The organism is Streptomyces cyanogenus, assembly GCF_017526105.1.
In the GTDB taxonomy this organism is placed as follows: Bacteria; Actinomycetota; Actinomycetes; order Streptomycetales; family Streptomycetaceae; genus Streptomyces; species Streptomyces cyanogenus.
The window spans coordinates 7,771,444-7,790,806 of sequence record NZ_CP071839.1 but is presented as its reverse complement, the minus strand read 5'-3'; the positions used below and the strand labels follow the sequence as shown (position 1 = coordinate 7,790,806).

Here is a 19,363-nt window from a genome sequence, read left to right as displayed (position 1 = left end):
CTGGTCCTCAGTTCAGGCCCAGCTCGTCATCGAGCAGGCGGAACATGTCGTCGTCGGTGGCCGACTCGACATCGAAGCCGTCTTCTTCCTGTCGATCTGCCGCCCACCTGCTGCGGAGCGCTTCCAGCCGGCCGGCGATCTGCCGATGCAGGCGCTCGTCGTCCACCGTGGTCTCGTCCAGCGCGCGCTCCAGCCGATCCAGATCCGCCAGCAGCGCGGCAGGCCCGGTGGGTTCGTCGGCGACGAGCCTGGGCAGCAGGTGGTCGACCAGGTCACCCGGAGTCGGGTAGTCGAACAGCAGTGCTGCGGGCAGCCGTTGCCCGATCTCCGCACCGATCCTGTTGCGGAACTCCACAGCGATCAGCGAGTCGAACCCGAGGTCCTGGAACCGCCGGTCCGGGGAGAGCTCCGCCGCGTCACCGTGCCCGAGGACGGCGGCGGCGTGCCTGCGAATCAGCTCGAGCACCAGCTCCGGCCGGTCGGCGGGCGCGGCCGCGCCAAGTGCCGCGACGATCCCGCCACCGGAGTACGCGGTGGCCGCCGTACGGCGGGCCGGGGTGCGGACGAGGCCGCGCAGCAGCGGCGGCACCTCACCGGAAGCCCGCAGTCCCGTCAGGTCCAGCTTCACCGGCACCATCGCCGGGTCGGTCGCGGCGTCGAACAGCGCCAGACCCTCCGCGGAACCCAGCGGCAGCACACCCGAACGCCGCATGCGCGCCACGTCCGCCCCGGTCAGCTCGCTGGTCATGCCCGCGCTCCGCTCCCACGGACCCCACGCCAGCGACACTCCCGACCAACCCAGAGCCCGACGATGAGCCGCCAGCGCATCCAGGAACGCATTGGCGGCCGCATAGTTCGCCTGACCGGCCGCACCGAACACCCCCGCCACCGACGAGAACATCACGAACTGATCCACATCCCCGACCAGTTCATGCAAATACCACGCCGCATCCGCCTTCGGCCCCAGCACCCCGTCCAGCCGCTGCGGTGTCATCGCCTCCAGCACACCATCGTCCACCACCCCAGCCGCGTGCACCACACCCGACACCACACGCCCGTGGAGCACCTTCGCCAACGCCGCCCGGTCCGCCACATCACACGCCACGACCTCGGCATCCGCACCCAACCGAGCCAACTCGGCCACCAGCTCCGACACACCCTCCGCAGCCGGACCACGCCGACTCAGCAGAAGCAGCCTGCGCACACCCTGCTCAGCCACATGCCGCGCCACCAACGCACCCAGACCACCCGTACCACCAGTGACCAACACCGTCCCCTCACCACTCCAGGACCGACGCTCACCACCCTCAGCCCCGGCCCGGACCAGCCGAGCCGCGAACGCCTCACCCCCACGCACCACCACCTCCGGCTCATCCGTGACAACCGGCTCACCCCCGCCCTCCACATCCACCAGCCAGAACCGACCCGGCAACTCCCGCTGCGCCGACCGCACCAGACCCCACACCACAGCAGCAGCCGGATCCGCACCACTGACCACACCCCGGGTCACGAACACCACCCGCGAATCCGGCTCCCGCACCAGCTCCAGCGCCCGAACCGCCAACGCACGCGCCGACGCCACCACATCAACGCCACCCACCAACTCCACGAACCGCACATCACCCACCTCGACCGCCGGCACCGACGTCACCCACTCCACCCGATACAAGGAGTCGACCTGGCCGAGCTGATCCGGCGTGACGGTACGCAGCGTGAGCGCATCGGCGGAGAGCACGAGAGTGCCCGCCGGGTCGACCGCGGTCAGCGACGCGGTGTCGCCGTCGACGGCCAGCCGGACCCGCAGTGCTGTGGCGCCGGTCGCGTGCAGGGACACGCCCTCCCAGGAGAACGGCACCCGGCTCGGCTCGCCGTGCGCGGTCGTGCCGAGGGTGTGCAGGGCTGCGTCGAACAGTGTCGGGTGCAAGCCGTACTGTCCCGACATGTGTTCGGGCAGTTCGACCTCGGCGAACAAGACGCCGTCGGCGGCGTGCCAGACCGACCGCAGACCCTGGAACGCCGGTCCGTAGTCGAAACCGAGCTCCAGCACGCGATCGTAGAACCCGTCGAGCGACAGGGGTTCCGCACCGGCCGGTGGCCACGCGCCGATGTCGGCGGCGGGCCTGGTGCCCTGGCCCAGGGTGCCGGTGGCATGCTGCGTCCACGGGCCGTCCGTACCGTCGGGCCGGGAGAAGACACCGATCCGGCCGGTCCCGTCGACCGACACCTGAAGGGCGACGCTGCCCTTCTCCGGCACCACCAGCGGCGCCGCCATGGTCAGTTCCTCGATCTGCTGGAGGCCGAGTTCGTCCCCGGCGCGCAGCGCCAGCTCCACGAAACCGGTGCCGGGGAACAGGACCCGGCCGTGTACGACGTGATCCGCCAGCCACGGCTGTGTCCGCAGCGACAGCCGGCCGGTGAGGACCACGCCGTCGCCGTCGGCCAGTGCCACAACGGAGTGGAGAAGCGGGTGGCCGGCCGTCGAGGGCGCTGCTTCCGACGGCTGCGGCCAGAACCGCTCGTGCTGGAAGGCGTAGGTCGGCAGTTCGACCCGATGGGCGCCCGTGCCGGCGAAGAACGCCTCCCAGTCCACCCTGACACCATGGGCGTGCAGCACCGCCAGCGCCGACACCGCAGCCGTTTCCTCATCCCGGTCTCGGCGCAGTGCGGGAACCGTGGTGACGGCCGCGCTCTCCTGGATCATCGCCGACAGCGTCCCGTCCGGCCCCAGCTCCAGGAACGTACCCACACCATCATCGACCATCGCCCGCACCGCATCGGCGAACCGCACGGCCTCACGCACATGCCGCACCCAGTACTCCGGACTCGTCGGATCACCCGACACCAACCGGATCACCGGCTCACGGAACTCGATCCCCTCGATCGCAGCCGCGAACTCCTCCAACATCGGATCCATCAACGGCGAATGGAACGCATGCGACACCGACAACCGCGTGTGCTTCCAACCCCGTTCACCCGCCGCCCGCGCAACGCTCTCCACGGCGTCTTCCGTGCCGGCCACGACCACCGACGTCGGGCCGTTCACCGCCGCCACACAGGTACCCTCCGGCAACACGGAGACAACATCCGCCTCCGTAGCCGACACCGCGAGCATCGCACCGCCCACCGGCAGCCCGTCCATCAAAGCGGCACGCGCACGCACCAACCGGCACGCATCCCCCAGCGAGAACACACCCGCCACATGCGCGGCCACCACCTCACCCAGCGAATGCCCGGCCACCACCTCAGGCCGCACACCCCACGACTCCACCAACCGAAACAACGCCACCTCCAGCGCGAACAACGCCGGCTGCGACCACCCCGTACGGTTCAACGCACCAGAATCCCCGCCCCACATCACCTCCCGGACATCCGCACCCAACTCCGCGACCACCGCATCGAAAGCCTCCGCAAACACCGGGAACCGGGCATACAACCCACGCCCCATCCCCAACCGCTGCGCACCCTGACCCGTGAACACAACACCCAACCGGCCATCACCAGCCACCCCCTCCACCCCGGCCGCCGACAGTTCGTCCTTGGTCCGTCCGACGAGCACAGCCCGGTACTCGAACGCCGAGCGGGTCGTCGCCAGCGAGTAGCCGATGTCCAGCGGCCGTCCGTGACTGCGGGCGAGCCGCGCGAGCTGCTCCTTCAGGGCGGCCGCTGTCTTGCCGGCCACCACCCACGGCACCACGACGTCGGCAGGTTCCGGCTCGACCGGGCTGACGATGTGCTGCTCGAGGACGGTGTGAGCGTTGGTGCCGGAAATACCGAACGACGACACAGCCGCCCGTCGCGGCCGTTCCACCTCCGGCCAGACGGTGTTCTCCGTGACGAGGTCGACGTCGCCGGCGGTCCAGTCCACGTGTGACGAGGGCCGGTCCACGTGCAAGGTCCGGGGCACAAGGCCGTTGCGCATGGCCATGACCATCTTGATCACACCGGCGACACCGGCGGCGGCCTGCGTGTGCCCGATGTTCGACTTCACCGAACCCAGCAGCAACGGCGTCTCACGATCCTGCCCGTAGGTCGCCAGCAGCGCCTGCGCCTCGATCGGATCACCCAGCGTCGTACCGGTGCCGTGACCCTCCACGACATCCACATCGAGCGGCGACAGACCTGCCCCGGCCAGAGCCTGGCGGATCACGCGCTGCTGCGACGGCCCGTTCGGCGCCGTCAGGCCGTTCGACGCGCCGTCCTGGTTCACCGCCGAACCCCGCACCACGGCAAGGATCTCGTGCCCGTTGCGCACCGCGTCCGACAGCCGCTCCACCACCAGCATGCCGACACCCTCGGACCACCCGACACCGTCAGCGGAGTCCGCGAACGCCTTGCACCGGCCGTCTGCCGACATGCCTCGCTGCCGCGAGAACTCCACGAACAGCTCCGGGGTGGACAGCACGGTCACCCCGCCGGCCAGCGCCAGATCACAGTCACCCGACCGCAACGCCTGGGCCGCCCAGTGCAGGGCCACCAACGAGGACGAACACGCCGTGTCGACCGTGACCGCCGGCCCCTCGAGGCCCAGCGAGTACGCCACGCGCCCGGAGGCCACGCTGGCGGAGCTGCCGTTGCCACGGAAGCCCTCGAACTCCGGGGTGTTCAGCAGTTCCGCGTAGTCGCCGTACATCACGCCGGCGAACACGCCGGTGCGGCTGCCCCGCAGCGACACCGGATCGAGGCCCGCCCGCTCCAGCGCTTCCCATGACGTCTCCAGCAGCAGACGCTGCTGCGCGTCCGTGGCGAGCGCCTCCCGGGGGCTCATGCCGAAGAACGCGGCATCGAACTCCCCGGCCTGGTGCAGGAACCCGCCGGATCGGGTGTAGGACGTGCCGGTGTGCGCCGCATCGGGATGGTAGAGGGCGTCGAGGTCCCAGCCGCGGTCGTCCGGGAAGTCACCGACGGCGTCGACGCCCTCGGTGACCAACTGCCACAGGTCCTCCGGCGACCCCACCCCACCCGGATACCGGCACGCCATGCCCACGATCACGACCGGATCGTCGGAGAGCGACGGCAGTGCCCCGGCGGGAACCGGGGTCTGCTCAGCGGTGCCGAGCAATTCGTCGAGCAGGTGGTGCGCGAGCGCGGCCGAGGTCGGGTAGTCGAACACGAGGGTCGCCGGCAGCCGTAACCCGGTGGCCGCCGACAAGCCGTTGCGTAGCTCCACCGCCGTCAGCGAGTCGAGGCCCAGTTCCTGGAACGAGCGCTCCGGATCGACCAGTGAACCGTCCACGTGCCCGAGCACGGTCGCCGCCCGCCCGCGCACCAGGTCGAGCACCAGGTCGGTGCGGGCCTCAGCGGGCAGGCCGGCCAGGCGGTGCGCGAGGTCACCGGCCTCGCCGGTGCGTGCGACACCACGGCGGGCCGGGGTGCGGACGAGGCCGCGCAGCAGCGGCGGCACCTCACCGGAAGCCCGCAGTCCCGTCAGGTCCAGCTTCACCGGCACCATCACCGGGTCGGTCGCGGCGTCGAACAGGGCCAGACCTTCCGCGGAACCCAGCGGCAGGACACCCGAGCGCCGCATACGCGCCACATCGGCCGCAGCCAACTGCTCGGTCATGCCCGCGCTCCGCTCCCACGGACCCCATGCCAGCGACACTCCCGACCAGCCGCGGGCCCGACGATGAGCCGCCAGCGCATCCAGGAACGCATTGGCGGCCGCATAGTTCGCCTGACCGGCCGCACCGAACACCCCCGCCACCGACGAGAACATCACGAACTGATCCACATCCCCGACCAGTTCATGCAAATACCACGCCGCATCCGCCTTCGGCCCCAGCACCCCGTCCAGCCGCTGCGGTGTCATCGCCTCCAGCACACCATCGTCCACCACCCCAGCCGCGTGCACCACACCCGACACCACACGCCCGTGGAGCACCTTCGCCAACGCCGCCCGGTCCGCCACATCACACGCCACGACCTCGGCATCCGCACCCAACCGAGCCAACTCGGCCACCAGCTCCGACACACCCTCCGCAGCCGGACCACGCCGACTCAGCAGAAGCAGCCTGCGCACACCCTGCTCAGCCACATGCCGCGCCACCAACGCACCCAGACCACCCGTACCACCAGTGACCAACACCGTCCCCTCACCACTCCAGGACCGACCCCCACCCCCCTCAGCCCCGGCCCGGACCAGCCGAGCCGCGAACGCCTCACCCCCACGCACCACCACCTCCGGCTCATCCGTGACAACCGGCTCACCCCCGCCCTCCACATCCACCAGCCAGAACCGGCCCGGCAACTCCCGCTGCGCCGACCGCACCAGACCCCACACCACAGCAGCAGCCGGATCCGCACCACTGACCACACCCCGGGTCACGAACACCACCCGCGAATCCGGCTCCCGCACCAGCTCCAGCGCCCGAACCGCCAACGCACGCGCCGACGCCACCACATCAACGCCACCCACCAACTCCACGAACTGCACATCACCCACCTCGACCGCCGGCACCGACGTCACCCACTCCACCCGATACAAGGAGCGCACGCGATCGGCGTGTTCGGGGGCGCGCAGGTGCAGCGTGCCGACTGTCGCAACCGACCTGCCGGTGCCGTCGGCGACCGCGATCCCGATACCGTCGGACGCGGAACCGCTCAGTCGCACCCGTACGGTGGCCGCGCCGCTCGCGTGCAGTCCCACGCCCGTCCACGCGTACGGCAGCAGGGTGCCGGGCTCAGCGCTCACGAGGAACGCGGCCCCGTGGAGCACGGCGTCGAGCAGTGCGGGGTGGATGCCGAAGGCCGCCACGTCTCGGACAAGCTCCGGCAGCGTGACCTCGGCGAACACGTCGTCCCCGACGCGCCAGGCAGCGGTCACGCCCCGGAAGGTCGGGCCGTAGTCGGTCCCGTCGTAGAAGCCGGTGAGGTCGAGCGCGACGGCCCCGGTCGGCGGCCAGTGCCCCGCGTCCCAGGCCGGTTCGACGGCCGCCGCACGGAGGACGCCGGTCGCGTGCCGGATCCATTCCTCTCCGTCGCGGGAGAAGACATCGAGTTCGGCGCGGCCGTTCGCGTCGGGCTCCGAGACCCTCACCTGCACGGGAACCGCACCCGTTTCGGGCACCTCCAGCGGGACGGACAGCGTCAGTTCCTCGATCTGCTGGAGGCCGAGTTCGTCCCCGGCGCGCAGCGCCAGCTCCACGAAACCGGTGCCGGGGAACAGGACCCGGCCGTGTACGACGTGATCCGCCAGCCAGGGCTGCGCACGCAGCGACAGTCGGCCAGTGAGGATGACACCGCCGCCGTCCGGCAGTTCGACGGCGGCACCGAGCAGCGGGTGTTCCACGGACTCGAGCCCGGCACCGGACACGCCGCCGGTCGATCCGAGCGTCTCCGGCCAGTACCGCTCGTGCTGGAAGGCGTAGGTCGGCAGTTCGACCCGGCGGGCGCCCGTGCCGGCGAAGAACGCCTCCCAGTCCACGGCCGCCCCGTGCGCGAACACGCCGGCCACGGCGGTGACCGCCGAAGTTTCCTCATCACGATCGCGCCGCAGCATCGGCACGGTCGTCACCTCGGCGCTCTCCTGGATCATCGCCGAGAGCGTCCCGTCCGGCCCCAGCTCCAGGAACGTACCCACACCATCGTCGACCATCGCCCGCACCGCATCGGCGAACCGCACGGCCTCACGCACATGCCGCACCCAGTACTCCGGACTCGTCGGATCACCCGACACCAACCGGATCACCGGCTCACGGAACTCGATCCCCTCGATCGCAGCCGCGAACTCCTCCAGCATCGGATCCATCAACGGCGAATGGAACGCATGCGACACCGACAACCGCTTGTGCTTCCAACCCCGTTCACCCGCCGCCCGCGCAACGCTCTCCACGGCCTCTTCCGTGCCGGCCACGACCACCGACGTCGGGCCGTTGACAGCGGCGATGGACACACCAGCAGCGAGCAGGCCACTCACATCGGCCTCCGAAGCCGACACCGCGAGCATCGCACCGCCCACCGGCAGCCCGTCCATCAAAGCGGCACGCGCACGCACCAACCGGCACGCATCCCCCAGCGAGAACACACCCGCCACATGCGCGGCCACCACCTCACCCAGCGAATGCCCGGCCACCACCTCAGGCCGCACACCCCACGACTCCACCAACCGAAACAACGCCACCTCCAGCGCGAACAACGCCGGCTGCGACCACCCCGTACGGTTCAACGCACCAGCATCCCCGCCCCACATCACCTCCCGGACATCCGCACCCAACTCCGCGACCACCGCATCGAAAGCCTCCGCGAACACCGGGAACCGGCCATACAACCCACGCCCCATCCCCAACCGCTGCGCACCCTGACCCGTGAACACAACCCCCAACCGGCCATCACCAGCCACCCCCTCCACCCCGGCCGCCAACAGCTCACCCGACGTCCGGCCCACCGAAACCAGACGGTGGTCGAACCGCGACCGCGCCAACAAGGAGTACGCCACGTCCAGTGGCCGCGCGGAAACCTCCGCCAACCGGGCCAACTGTTCACGGGCGGCCGCCCCGGACCGGCCGCACACCACCCACGGCACCACGACATCCACCGCCGCCGGCTCAACGACCTCACCGGCCGGCGCCTGCTCCAGGATCGTGTGCGCGTTCGTCCCCGAGATCCCGAACGACGACACCGCCGCCCGCCGCGGCCGCTCCACCACCGGCCACGCCCTCGCCTCGGTCACCAGCTCGACGTCACCGGCTTCCCAGTCCACGTGTGACGAGGGCCGGTCCACGTGCAAGGTCCGCGGCGCAACACCGCGGCGGAGCGCCATGACCATCTTGATCACACCGGCGACACCGGCGGCGGCCTGCGTGTGCCCGATGTTCGACTTCACCGAACCCAGCAGCAACGGCGTCTCACGATCCTGCCCGTAGGTCGCCAGCAGCGCCTGCGCCTCGATCGGATCACCCAGCGTCGTACCGGTGCCGTGACCCTCCACGACATCCACATCGAGCGGCGACAGACCTGCCCCGGCCAGAGCCTGGCGGATCACACGCTGCTGGGACGGCCCGTTCGGCGCCGTCAGGCCGTTCGACGCGCCGTCCTGGTTCACCGCCGAACCCCGCACCACGGCAAGGATCTCGTGCCCGTTGCGCACCGCGTCCGACAGCCGCTCCACCACCAGCATGCCGACACCCTCGGACCACCCGACACCGTCAGCGGAGTCGGCGAAGGACCGGCAGCGGCCATCGACGGACATACCCCGCTGGCGGGAGAAGTCGACGAACAGGTTCGGGGTGGACAGCACGGTCACCCCGCCGGCCAGCGCCAGATCACAGTCACCCGACCGCAACGCCTGGGCCGCCCAGTGCAGGGCCACCAACGAGGACGAACACGCCGTGTCGACCGTGACCGCCGGACCCTCGAAGCCGAAGGTGTAGGCGACGCGGCCGGACGCCACGCTCGGTGCGCTGCCGTTGCCGCGGTACCCCTCGAACTCCGGGGTGTTCAGCAGTTCCGCGTAGTCGCTGTACATCACGCCGGCGAACACACCGGTGCGGCTGCCCCGCAGCGACACCGGATCGAGGCCCGCCCGCTCCAGCGCCTCCCACGACGTCTCCAGCAGCAGACGCTGCTGCGCGTCCGTGGCAAGCGCCTCCCGGGGGCTCATGCCGAAGAACTCCGCGTCGAACTCCCCCGCGTCGTGCAGGAAACCCGCCTCACGCGCGTACGTGGTGCCGAGGTGGTCGGGGTCGGGATCGTACAGGCCGTCGAGGTCCCAGCCCCGGTTGTCCGGGAATGCCGACACGGCGTCCACCTCGTCGGTGACCAGCTGCCACAGGTCCTCCGGCGAGCGCACCCCACCCGGGTACCGGCACGCCATGCCCACGATCACCACCGGGTCGTCGGACACGGACGGCAGTGACGCGACCGGCGTCTCCGCCGGCTCGGTCCCCAGCAGTTCCCCGATCAGGTAGGCCGCCAGCCCGGCGGAGGTCGGGTAGTCGAACACGAGCGTCGCCGGCAGCCGCAACCCGGTCACGGCGGCCAGGCCGTTGCGCAGTTCCACCGCCGTCAGGGAATCCATGCCCAGCTCCCGGAACGAGCGCTCCGGATCCACCGGCGCCGAGGCGTCGTAGCCCAGCACGGCCGCCACACGGCCACGAACCAGGTCGAGCACGACCTCCGTGCGGCCGGCCTCTGGGAGCGCTGCGAGGCGGTGGGCCAGGCCGTCGGCCACCTCCCCTCCGTGCGCCGCGAGCCGCCGGCCCCGCATGCGCACGAGCCCGCGCAGCAAGGCGGGCACCTCGCCACGAGCCCGCACCGCCGCCAGATCGAGCAGCACGGGCGACACCACCGCCTCGTCCGGCACGGACAGGGCCGCGTCGAACAGCGCCATGCCCTGCTCGACCGTCAGCGGCGGCACGCCTTCACGGGCGAGGCGGGCGCGGTCGGCGTCGGTGAGCCCGGCGGTCATGCCGGTCCCGGGCGCCCACGCGCCCCACGCGAGCGACAGGCCGGGCAGTCCGTGGGCGCGGCGGTGGGCGGCGAGGGCGTCGAGGAACGCGTTGCCCGCAGCGTAATTGCCCTGGCCGGCCGCGCCGAGGATGCCGGCGACCGAGGAGAAGAGCACGAAGGCGTCGAGGTCGGTGGTCAGCTCGTGCAGGTGCCAGGCGGCATCCGCCTTCACTCGCAGCACCGTGGCGAGGCGCTCGGGCGTGAGGGAGTCGATGACACCGTCGTCCAGCACACCGGCGGCGTGCACGACGGCACGCAGCGGGTGCTCGGCCGCCACGGTGGCAAGTGCCGCCGCCAGCGCCTCCCGGTCCGTCACGTCGCAGGCGAGGACCGTTGCGGTGGCACCGAGTCCTGTCAGATCGGCGACCAACTCGGTGGCGCCCTCGGCGTCGGGTCCGCGGCGACTGAGCAACAGCAGGTGCCGCACGCCGTGCCCGGCGACGAGGTGCCGTGCGAGGCTCGCGCCGAGCCCGCCGGTGCCACCCGTGATCAGGACCGTCCCGTCGGCGTCCCAGTGCGTGCTCGCGGCGGGGGCGGTGAGGCGGGCGAGCCGAGCGGCCCGGACCTCGCCGTCCCGGACGCGCACCTGGGGCTCGTCCGTACCGAGGACCGCGCCCAGCGGCAGCGGTCCGTGGTCGGCATCGACGAGGACGAAGCGGCCGGGGTTCTCGGTCTGGGCGGACCGCACGAGGCCCCACGTCGCGGCCGTGGCCGGATCGGCGCCGTCGATGACGAACACCAGCCGGGTCCCGTCGGACGACACGTCGGACGCGAGCCAGCGCTGGAGCAGGCTCAGCACACGGGCGGCGAGATCATGGGTTCCGGTGAGCACATCACCGTCGGCAGCGAGAGGTACGACGACGGCGTCGGGGGCGCCGGGGGCGTCACCGAGCGTGGCCAGGTCGACGGTGGCCGAGACAGTGACACCTGCCGAACGCAACCGGTCGGCGACACCGCGCGGATCGTCGCCGAGCACGACGGCGGTCACCGGCTCGTTGCCGGCGCGTGCCCGTGCCGACCAGTCGATCCGGTAGAGCGCGTCGGTGCCTGGGCTGACCTGGTCGGCGGCGAACTCGCGGAACACGAGCGAGTCGACGGTGGCAACCATGTTGCCGGCTGTGTCTGCGGCGGCGATGGTGACGCCGTCAGCGGGATTGCCGGTCAGGGCCACGCGCAGCGCGGCGGCCGCCGAGGCGTGCAGGGTCACGCCCTCCCAGGCGAACGGGAGCACACTGCGATCGGTGCCCCCGGTCAGCGACGCCGCGTGCAGAACCGCGTCCAGCAGCGCCGGATGCAGGCCGTACGCGTCGGCCTGGCCGGCCGCCCGGTCCGGCAGCACGACCTCCGCGTAGATATCGCCGCCCCGGCGCCAGGCGGCCGTGAGACCGCGGAACATCGGGCCGTAGCCGAAGCCGAGGCCGGCGAGCCGCTCGTAGAAACCGTCCAGGGCGATGGCTTCCGCACCGGCCGGCGGCCACGTGGAGAAGTCGGCCGTGGCGGCCTCGGAGGCGGCCAGGGCGCCGAACGCGTGTTGTGTCCACGGACCGTCGCTGTGTTCGAGGCGGGAGAACACGCCGAAGGCAGTGCCGTCAACCCGCACCTGCATGTGCACCGCGCCGGTTTCGGGCAGAACGAGCGGGACCGCCAGGGTCAGCTCGTCGATCCGGTCGAGCCCGACCTCGTCGCCGGCGCGCAGCGCCAGCTCGACGAACCCGGTGCCGGGGAACAGAACCTGGCCGTGCACGGCATGATCCGCCAGCCACGGCACGGACCGCACGGACAGCCGCCCGGTGAGCACGGTGACCTCGCCACCGGCGACGGCAACGGCCGCGCCCAGCAGTGGGTGTTCGACCGAAGCGAGTCCGGCCCCGGACACGTCTCCGGTGGCACCGGTGCGCTCCGGCCAGTACCGCTCGTGCTGGAAGGCGTAGGTCGGCAGTTCGACCCGGCGGGCGCCCGTGCCTGCGAAGAACGCCTCCCAGTCCACGGCCACCCCGTGCGCGAACACGCCGGCCACGGCGGTGACCGCCGACGTTTCCTCATCACGATCGCGCCGCAGCATCGGCACGGTCGTCACCTCGGCGCTCTCCTGGATCATCGCCGACAGCGTCCCGTCCGGCCCCAGCTCCAGGAACGTACCCACACCATCATCAACCATCGCCCGCACCGCATCGGCGAACCGCACGGCCTCACGCACATGCCGCACCCAGTACTCCGGACTCGTCGGATCACCCGACACCAACCGGATCACCGGCTCACGGAACTCGATCCCCTCGATCGCAGCCGCGAACTCCTCCAGCATCGGATCCATCAACGGCGAATGGAACGCATGCGACACCGACAACCACGTGTGCTTCCACCCCTGCTCGTCCGCCGCCCGCGCAACGCTCTCCACGGCGTCTTCCGTGCCGGCCACGACCACCGACGTCGGGCCGTTCACCGCCGCCACACAGGCACCCTCCGGCAACACGGAGACAACATCGGCCTCCGTAGCCGACACCGCGAGCATCGCACCGCCCACCGGCAGCCCGTCCATCAAAGCGGCACGCGCACGCACCAACCGGCACGCATCCCCCAGCGAGAACACACCCGCCACATGCGCGGCCACCACCTCGCCCAGCGAATGCCCGGCCACCACCTCAGGCCGCACACCCCACGACTCCACCAACCGATACAACGCCACCTCCAGCGCGAACAACGCCGGCTGCGACCACCCCGTACGGTTCAACGCACCAGCATCCCCGCCCCACATCACCTCCCGGACATCCGCACCCAACTCCGCAACCACCGCATCGAAAGCCTCCGCGAACACCGGGAACCGGCCATACAACCCACGCCCCATCCCCAACCGCTGCGCACCCTGACCCGTGAACACAACACCCAACCGGCCATCACCAGCCACCCCCTCCACCCCGGCCGCCAACAGCTCACCCGACGTCCGGCCCACCGAAACCAGACGGTGGTCGAACCGCGACCGCGCCAACAAGGAGTACGCCACGTCCAGCGGCCGCGCGGAAACCTCCGCCAACCGGGCCAACTGCTCACGGGCGGCCACCCCGGACCGGCCGCACACCACCCACGGCACCACGACATCCACCGCCGCCGGCTCAACGACCTCACCGGCCGGCGCCTGCTCCAGAATCGTGTGCGCGTTCGTCCCCGAGATCCCGAACGACGACACCGCCGCCCGCCGCGGCCGCTCCACCACCGGCCACGCCCTCGCCTCGGTCAGTACCGACACCGCACCCGAGTCCCAGTCCACCCGGGACGACACTTCACCGACGTGCAGCGTCTTCGGCAGCTCGCCGCTGCGCAGCGCGAGGACCATCTTGATGATGCCCGCGACACCGGCGGCGGCCTGCGTGTGCCCGATGTTCGACTTCACCGAACCCAGCAGCAACGGCGTCTCACGGTCCTGCCCGTAGGTCGCCAGCAGCGCCTGCGCCTCGATCGGATCACCCAGCGACGTGCCCGTGCCGTGCGCCTCCACGGCGTCCACTCCGGACGGCTCGAGACCGGCACTGGCCAGCGCGGCCCGGATCACGCGCTGTTGCGAAGGTCCGTTCGGCGCCGTCAGGCCGTTCGACCCGCCGTCCTGGTTCACCGCCGAACCCCGCACCAGAGCGAGGACTTCGTGCCCGTTACGGACGGCGTCGGACAGCCGCTCGACCACGATCATGCCGATGCCCTCGGACCACCCCGTGCCGTCGGCGTCCTCGGCGAACGCCTTGCACCGGCCGTCCGGCGCCAGCCCGCCCTGCCGGGAGAACTCCACGAACAGCCACGGCGTCGTCATCAGCGTCACACCGCCGACCAGCGCCAGCGAGCATTCACCACCGCGCAGTGCCTGCGTCGCCCAGTGCAGCGCCACCAGCGAGGACGAGCACGCCGTGTCCACGGTGACCGCCGGTCCTTCCAGACCGAGCGTGTACGAGAGGCGGCCGGACAGCACACTGGCGGCGAGGCCCGTGCCGGTGTGTCCCTGGCGGCCGGCCTCGGTGCCGGCGAGCACGTCGCCGTAGTCCTGGCCGTTCGTGCCGACGAACACGCCCGAGGAGCTGCCGCGCAGCGACAGGGGGTCGATCCCCGCGCGTTCCAGTGCCTCCCACGACGTCTCCAGCAGGAGTCGTTGCTGCGGGTCCATCGCCACCGCCTCCCGCGGGGAGACCTCGAAGAACTCCGCGTCGAAGCCGGCGATGTCATGCAGGAAGCCACCCCGTTGCGTGGCGCTGCGGTCCGGTCGGTCGCCTGCGAGACCGTCCAGGTCCCAGCCACGGTCCGTGGGAAACGGCCCGATCGCGTCGCTGCCCTCGGCCAGCAGCGCCCAGAGGGCTTCGGGCGAGTCGATGCCGTTGGGGAAACGGCACGCCATGCCGACGATGGCGATCGGCTCGTCAGTGACGGCGGCGACCGGTGCCGTGACGGTGGTTCTCGGGCTGTCGAGCAGCTGGGCGAGCAGGAGCTCCGTCACCCGGGCCGGGGTCGGGTGGTCGTAGAGCAGGGACGCGGGCAGGCTGAGCCCGGTCGCCGCGACAAGCCGGTTGCGCAGCTCGACGGAGGCCAGAGAGTCGAAGCCCAGCTTGCCGAACTCGCGGTCCGGCGTGATGTCGCCGGGCATCCTGTGCAGGACCGCCGCCACGGCGCCCCGCACCACGCCGGCGACCCGTGCCAGGCGTTGGTCCTGGTCGAGAGCCCGCAGCTCTGCGGCGAGTCCGGACGCCGGAACGGCGGAGGATTCGGCGAAGCGGCGCGCCTCCGGCAGTGCCGACAGCAGAGGGCGGTGCGGCCGTGGTGTGAGCAGGGTGGCCACCACGTCGGGGTGGCGCATATCGAGCACGGTGAGCGTGGGGTCGGGCGCCGTGACGGCCTGTCCGAGCACCGTGAGGGCCAGTCGCGGGTCGAGCGCGGCGGCGCCGACGCCCGTCGCGCTGCCGCCCATGCCGTCCCCGGCCCACGCGCCCCACGCCAGCGAGGTGCCGGGCAGCCCCAGCGCGCGGCGACGCTGGGCGACGGAGTCGAGGACCGCGTTGGCCGCGGCGTAGTTCGCCTGGCCGGGGTTGCCGACGGAACCGGCGGCCGAGGAGAACAGGGCGAACACCGACAGGTCGTGACCGCGGGTCAGTTCGTCCAGCACCAGAGCCGAGGCGGCCTTGGCCCGGAACACCGTCTCGAACTGCTCTCCGCCCAGCCTGGTCAGCACGCCGTCCGCGAGGACGCCGGCCGCGTGGACGACGCCGGTCAGAGGCTGGTCGGCGGGAATCGCCGCGAGGACGGCCGCCATGGCGTCCCGGTCCGCTGTGTCCGCCGCGACCAGGTCCACCTCGACGCCGGAGGCGGTCAATTCGTCGTGCAGCTCGGTGGCGCCCGGCGCCGTGCCACCCCGGCGGCTCACCAGTACGAGACGTGCGACACCTCGGTCCGCGAGCCAGCGGGCCACGCGCGCGCCCAGCGCACCGGTACCGCCGGTGATGAGCACCGTGCCGGTCGGAATCCACTCCTGCGCGTCCCCGGCGGGCGCGGGTGTCAGCCGTCGGCCGAGCGCGACGCCCCCGTTGCGGATGGCGACTTCTTCCTCGCCGCCGGGATGCGCGAGCAGGGCGGCGCAACGCGTGAGTGCGGCGTCGTCGGGCTCGACGGGCAGGTCGATCACACCGCCCCAGCCGTCCGGGTGCTCGAGCGCGGCGACCCGGCCCAGCCCCCAGACGCCGGCGCGTTCGGGGTGCTCGACGGTGTCGTCCTCGACGGCGGCGACGGCGCCGCGCGTGACCGCCCACAGGGGCGCGGTGGTGCCGAGCCCGGAGAGAGCGCGGAGCAGCGTGGCCGTGGCAACCGGTCCGGCCGGGTCCTCGGCCAGTAACGACAGCACGCCCGCGAAGCCCGTGCCCTCCGCGATGGACAGCCGCGCGGCGAGAGCGTCGGCGTCGGCGGTCACCGGTACGTCCACACGGATCGCGCCCGGACCGGCCGTGCCGGCGACGCGGCTCACCCAGGTCTCGTCGGCTCCCTCCGGCACGATCACGAGCCAGGTGCCGCGCGGGGCGCCGGTGACGGCTCCGGTCAGCGGTGCCCACGTTTCGCGGTGGCGCACGGCATCGAGGTCGCGTTCGGTCCGTCGGCGGCGGCGCCATGCGGCGAGCGCCGGCACCACTCCGGACAGCTCCTCACCGGTGAGACCGAGGCCGGCGGCGAGGCTGTCGAGGTCCTCGCTCTCGATGGCGTCCCAGAACTCGGCGTCCACCGGGTCGGTCGCGCCCGGCTCGTCATCGGCCGGCTCGGGCCAGTAGTGGTGGTGCTGGAAGGCGTAGGTGGGCAGGTCCACGCGGGTGGCGTGCAGGGGCCCGAAGAACGCTGCCCACTCGACCTGCACGCCGGCCGAGTGCAAGGCGCCGAGCGCGGTGACGACCGACTCCTCCTCATCCCGGTCTCGGCGCAGTGCGGGAACCGTGGTGACGGCCGCAGTCTCCTGGATCATCGCCGAGAGCGTCCCGTCCGGCCCCAGCTCCAGGAACGTACCCACACCATCATCGACCATCGCCCGCACCGCATCGGCGAACCGCACGGCCTCACGCACATGCCGCACCCAGTACTCCGGACTCGTCGGATCACCCGACACCAGCCGGATCACCGGCTCACGGAACTCGATCCCCTCGATCGCAGCCGCGAACTCCTCCAGCATCGGATCCATCAACGGCGAATGGAACGCATGCGACACCGACAACCGCGTGTGCTTCCAACCCCGTTCACCCGCCGCCCGCGCAACGCTCTCCACGGCGTCTTCCGTGCCGGCCACGACCACCGACGTCGGGCCGTTGACAGCGGCGATGGACACCCCAGCAGCGAGCAGGCCACTCACATCGGCCTCCGAAGCCGACACCGCGAGCATCGCACCGCCCGCCGGCAGCCCGTCCATCAAAGCGGCACGCGCACGCACCAACCGGCACGCATCCCCCAGCGAGAACACACCCGCCACATGCGCGGCCACCACCTCGCCCAGCGAATGCCCGGCCACCACCTCAGGCCGCACACCCCACGACTCCACCAACCGAAACAACGCCACCTCCAGCGCGAACAACGCCGGCTGCGACCACCCCGTACGGTTCAACACATCAGCATCCCCGCCCCACATCACCTCCCGGACATCCGCACCCAACTCCGCGACCACCGCATCGAAAGCCTCCGCGAACACCGGGAACCGGCCATACAACCCACGCCCCATCCCCAACCGCTGCGCACCCTGACCCGTGAACACAACACCCAACCGGCCATCACCAGCCACCCCCTCCAGCGCGGCCCAGGCCGTCAGCTTCGCCGCGAGGCCGGCGGCGTCCCGGCCGACGAACGCGGCCCGGTGCGCAAGGTGCGCTCGGCCGGTGGCCAGGGTGAGGCCGACGTCCGCCGGATGCGCACCCGTGTCCAGCCGGAGTGCCAGCTGCTTCGCCTGCGCGCGCAACGCCGTCGGCGTGTGCCCGGACAGCACCCACGGCACGACCGCGTCGACCGGCGCTTCGGCGCGCGGCTCGGCATCCGGGGCCTGCTCCAGGATCGTGTGCGCGTTGGTGCCGGATATCCCGAACGACGACACCGCCGCCCGGCGCGGCCGGTCCACCGCCGGCCATGGGCTCGCCTCCGCCGCCAGTGTCACCGCACCCGCCGACCAGTCCACATGGGACGACGGCGTTTCGGCGTGGAGCGACTTCGGCACGAGCCCATGCTGCATCGCCATGACCATCTTGATCACACCGGCGACACCGGCGGCGGCCTGCGTGTGCCCGATGTTCGACTTCACCGAACCCAGCAGCAACGGCGTCTCACGATCCTGCCCGTAGGTCGCCAGCAGCGCCTGCGCCTCGATCGGATCACCCAGCGTCGTGCCCGTGCCGTGCGCCTCGACGACGTCCACTTCGGACGCTCGCAGCCCGGCGCTGTCCAGCGCCAACTTCATGACCCGCTGCTGCGAAGGTCCGTTCGGCGCGGTCAGGCCGTTCGACGCGCCGTCCTGGTTCACCGCCGAACCCCGCACCACCGCGAGCACCGGGTGGCCGAGCCGCCGTGCGTCCGACAGGCGCTCCAGCACGAGTACGCCCACGCCCTCGGCCCAGCCGGTGCCGTCGGCCGAGTCGGAGAAGGCCTTGCACCGGCCGTCCGCGGAAAGGGCGCGCTGGCGCGAGAACTCCACGAAGGTGCTCGGCGTGGACATCACCGTCACGCCGCCGGCCAGGGCCAGCGTGCAGTCGCCGTTGCGCAGCGCCTGCGCGGCCAGGTGCAGCGACACCAGCGACGACGAACACGCCGTGTCGACCGTGACCGCCGGCCCCTCCAGCCCCAGTGTGTAGGCCACGCGGCCCGAGGCGACGCTGGGCAGGCTGCCGTTGGTGCGGTAGCCCTCGAAGGCGTCGTCGGCGAGCAGTTCCCGGTAGTCGCTGTACATCACCCCCGCGTAGACGCCTGCGCGGCTGCCGCGCAGCGACGCCGGGTCGATACCCGCCCGTTCCAACGCCTCCCATGACGTCTCCAGCAACAGACGCTGCTGCGCGTCCGTCGCCATGGCCTCCCGCGGGCTCATGCCGAAGAGTTCGGCGTCGAAGTTCCCCGCATCGTGGAGGAATCCGCCGGCCCGCGCGTAGGACGTGCCCAGGTGCTCGGGGTCGGCGTCGTAGAGGGTGTCGAGGTCCCAGCCGCGGTTGGCCGGGAACTCGGTGACGGCGTCGGTGCCGTCCACGACCAGCTGCCACAGGTCCTCCGGCGAGCGCACACCGCCCGGGTACCGGCACGCCATGCCGACCACGGCGATCGGCTCGCGTCCCTTCAGCTCGAGTTCCTCTATGCGCTGGCGGGCGGTGCGCAGGTCGACCGTGACACGCCTCAGATACTCGACAACCTTGTCCTGCTGGCCGTGGTCATCCATCGCAGGTCCTCTTCT

Annotated in this window: 1 protein-coding gene; it reads right to left on the bottom strand. The window is 71.6% G+C overall.

What is annotated here, in order from left to right:
• Positions 1 to 7: 7 nt before the first annotated feature.
• Entirely contained in the window at positions 8 to 19,309 is a 19,302-nt protein-coding gene (locus S1361_RS39575; RefSeq protein ID WP_425088111.1) for a type I polyketide synthase, read from the bottom strand.
• Positions 19,310 to 19,363 lie beyond the last annotated feature (54 nt).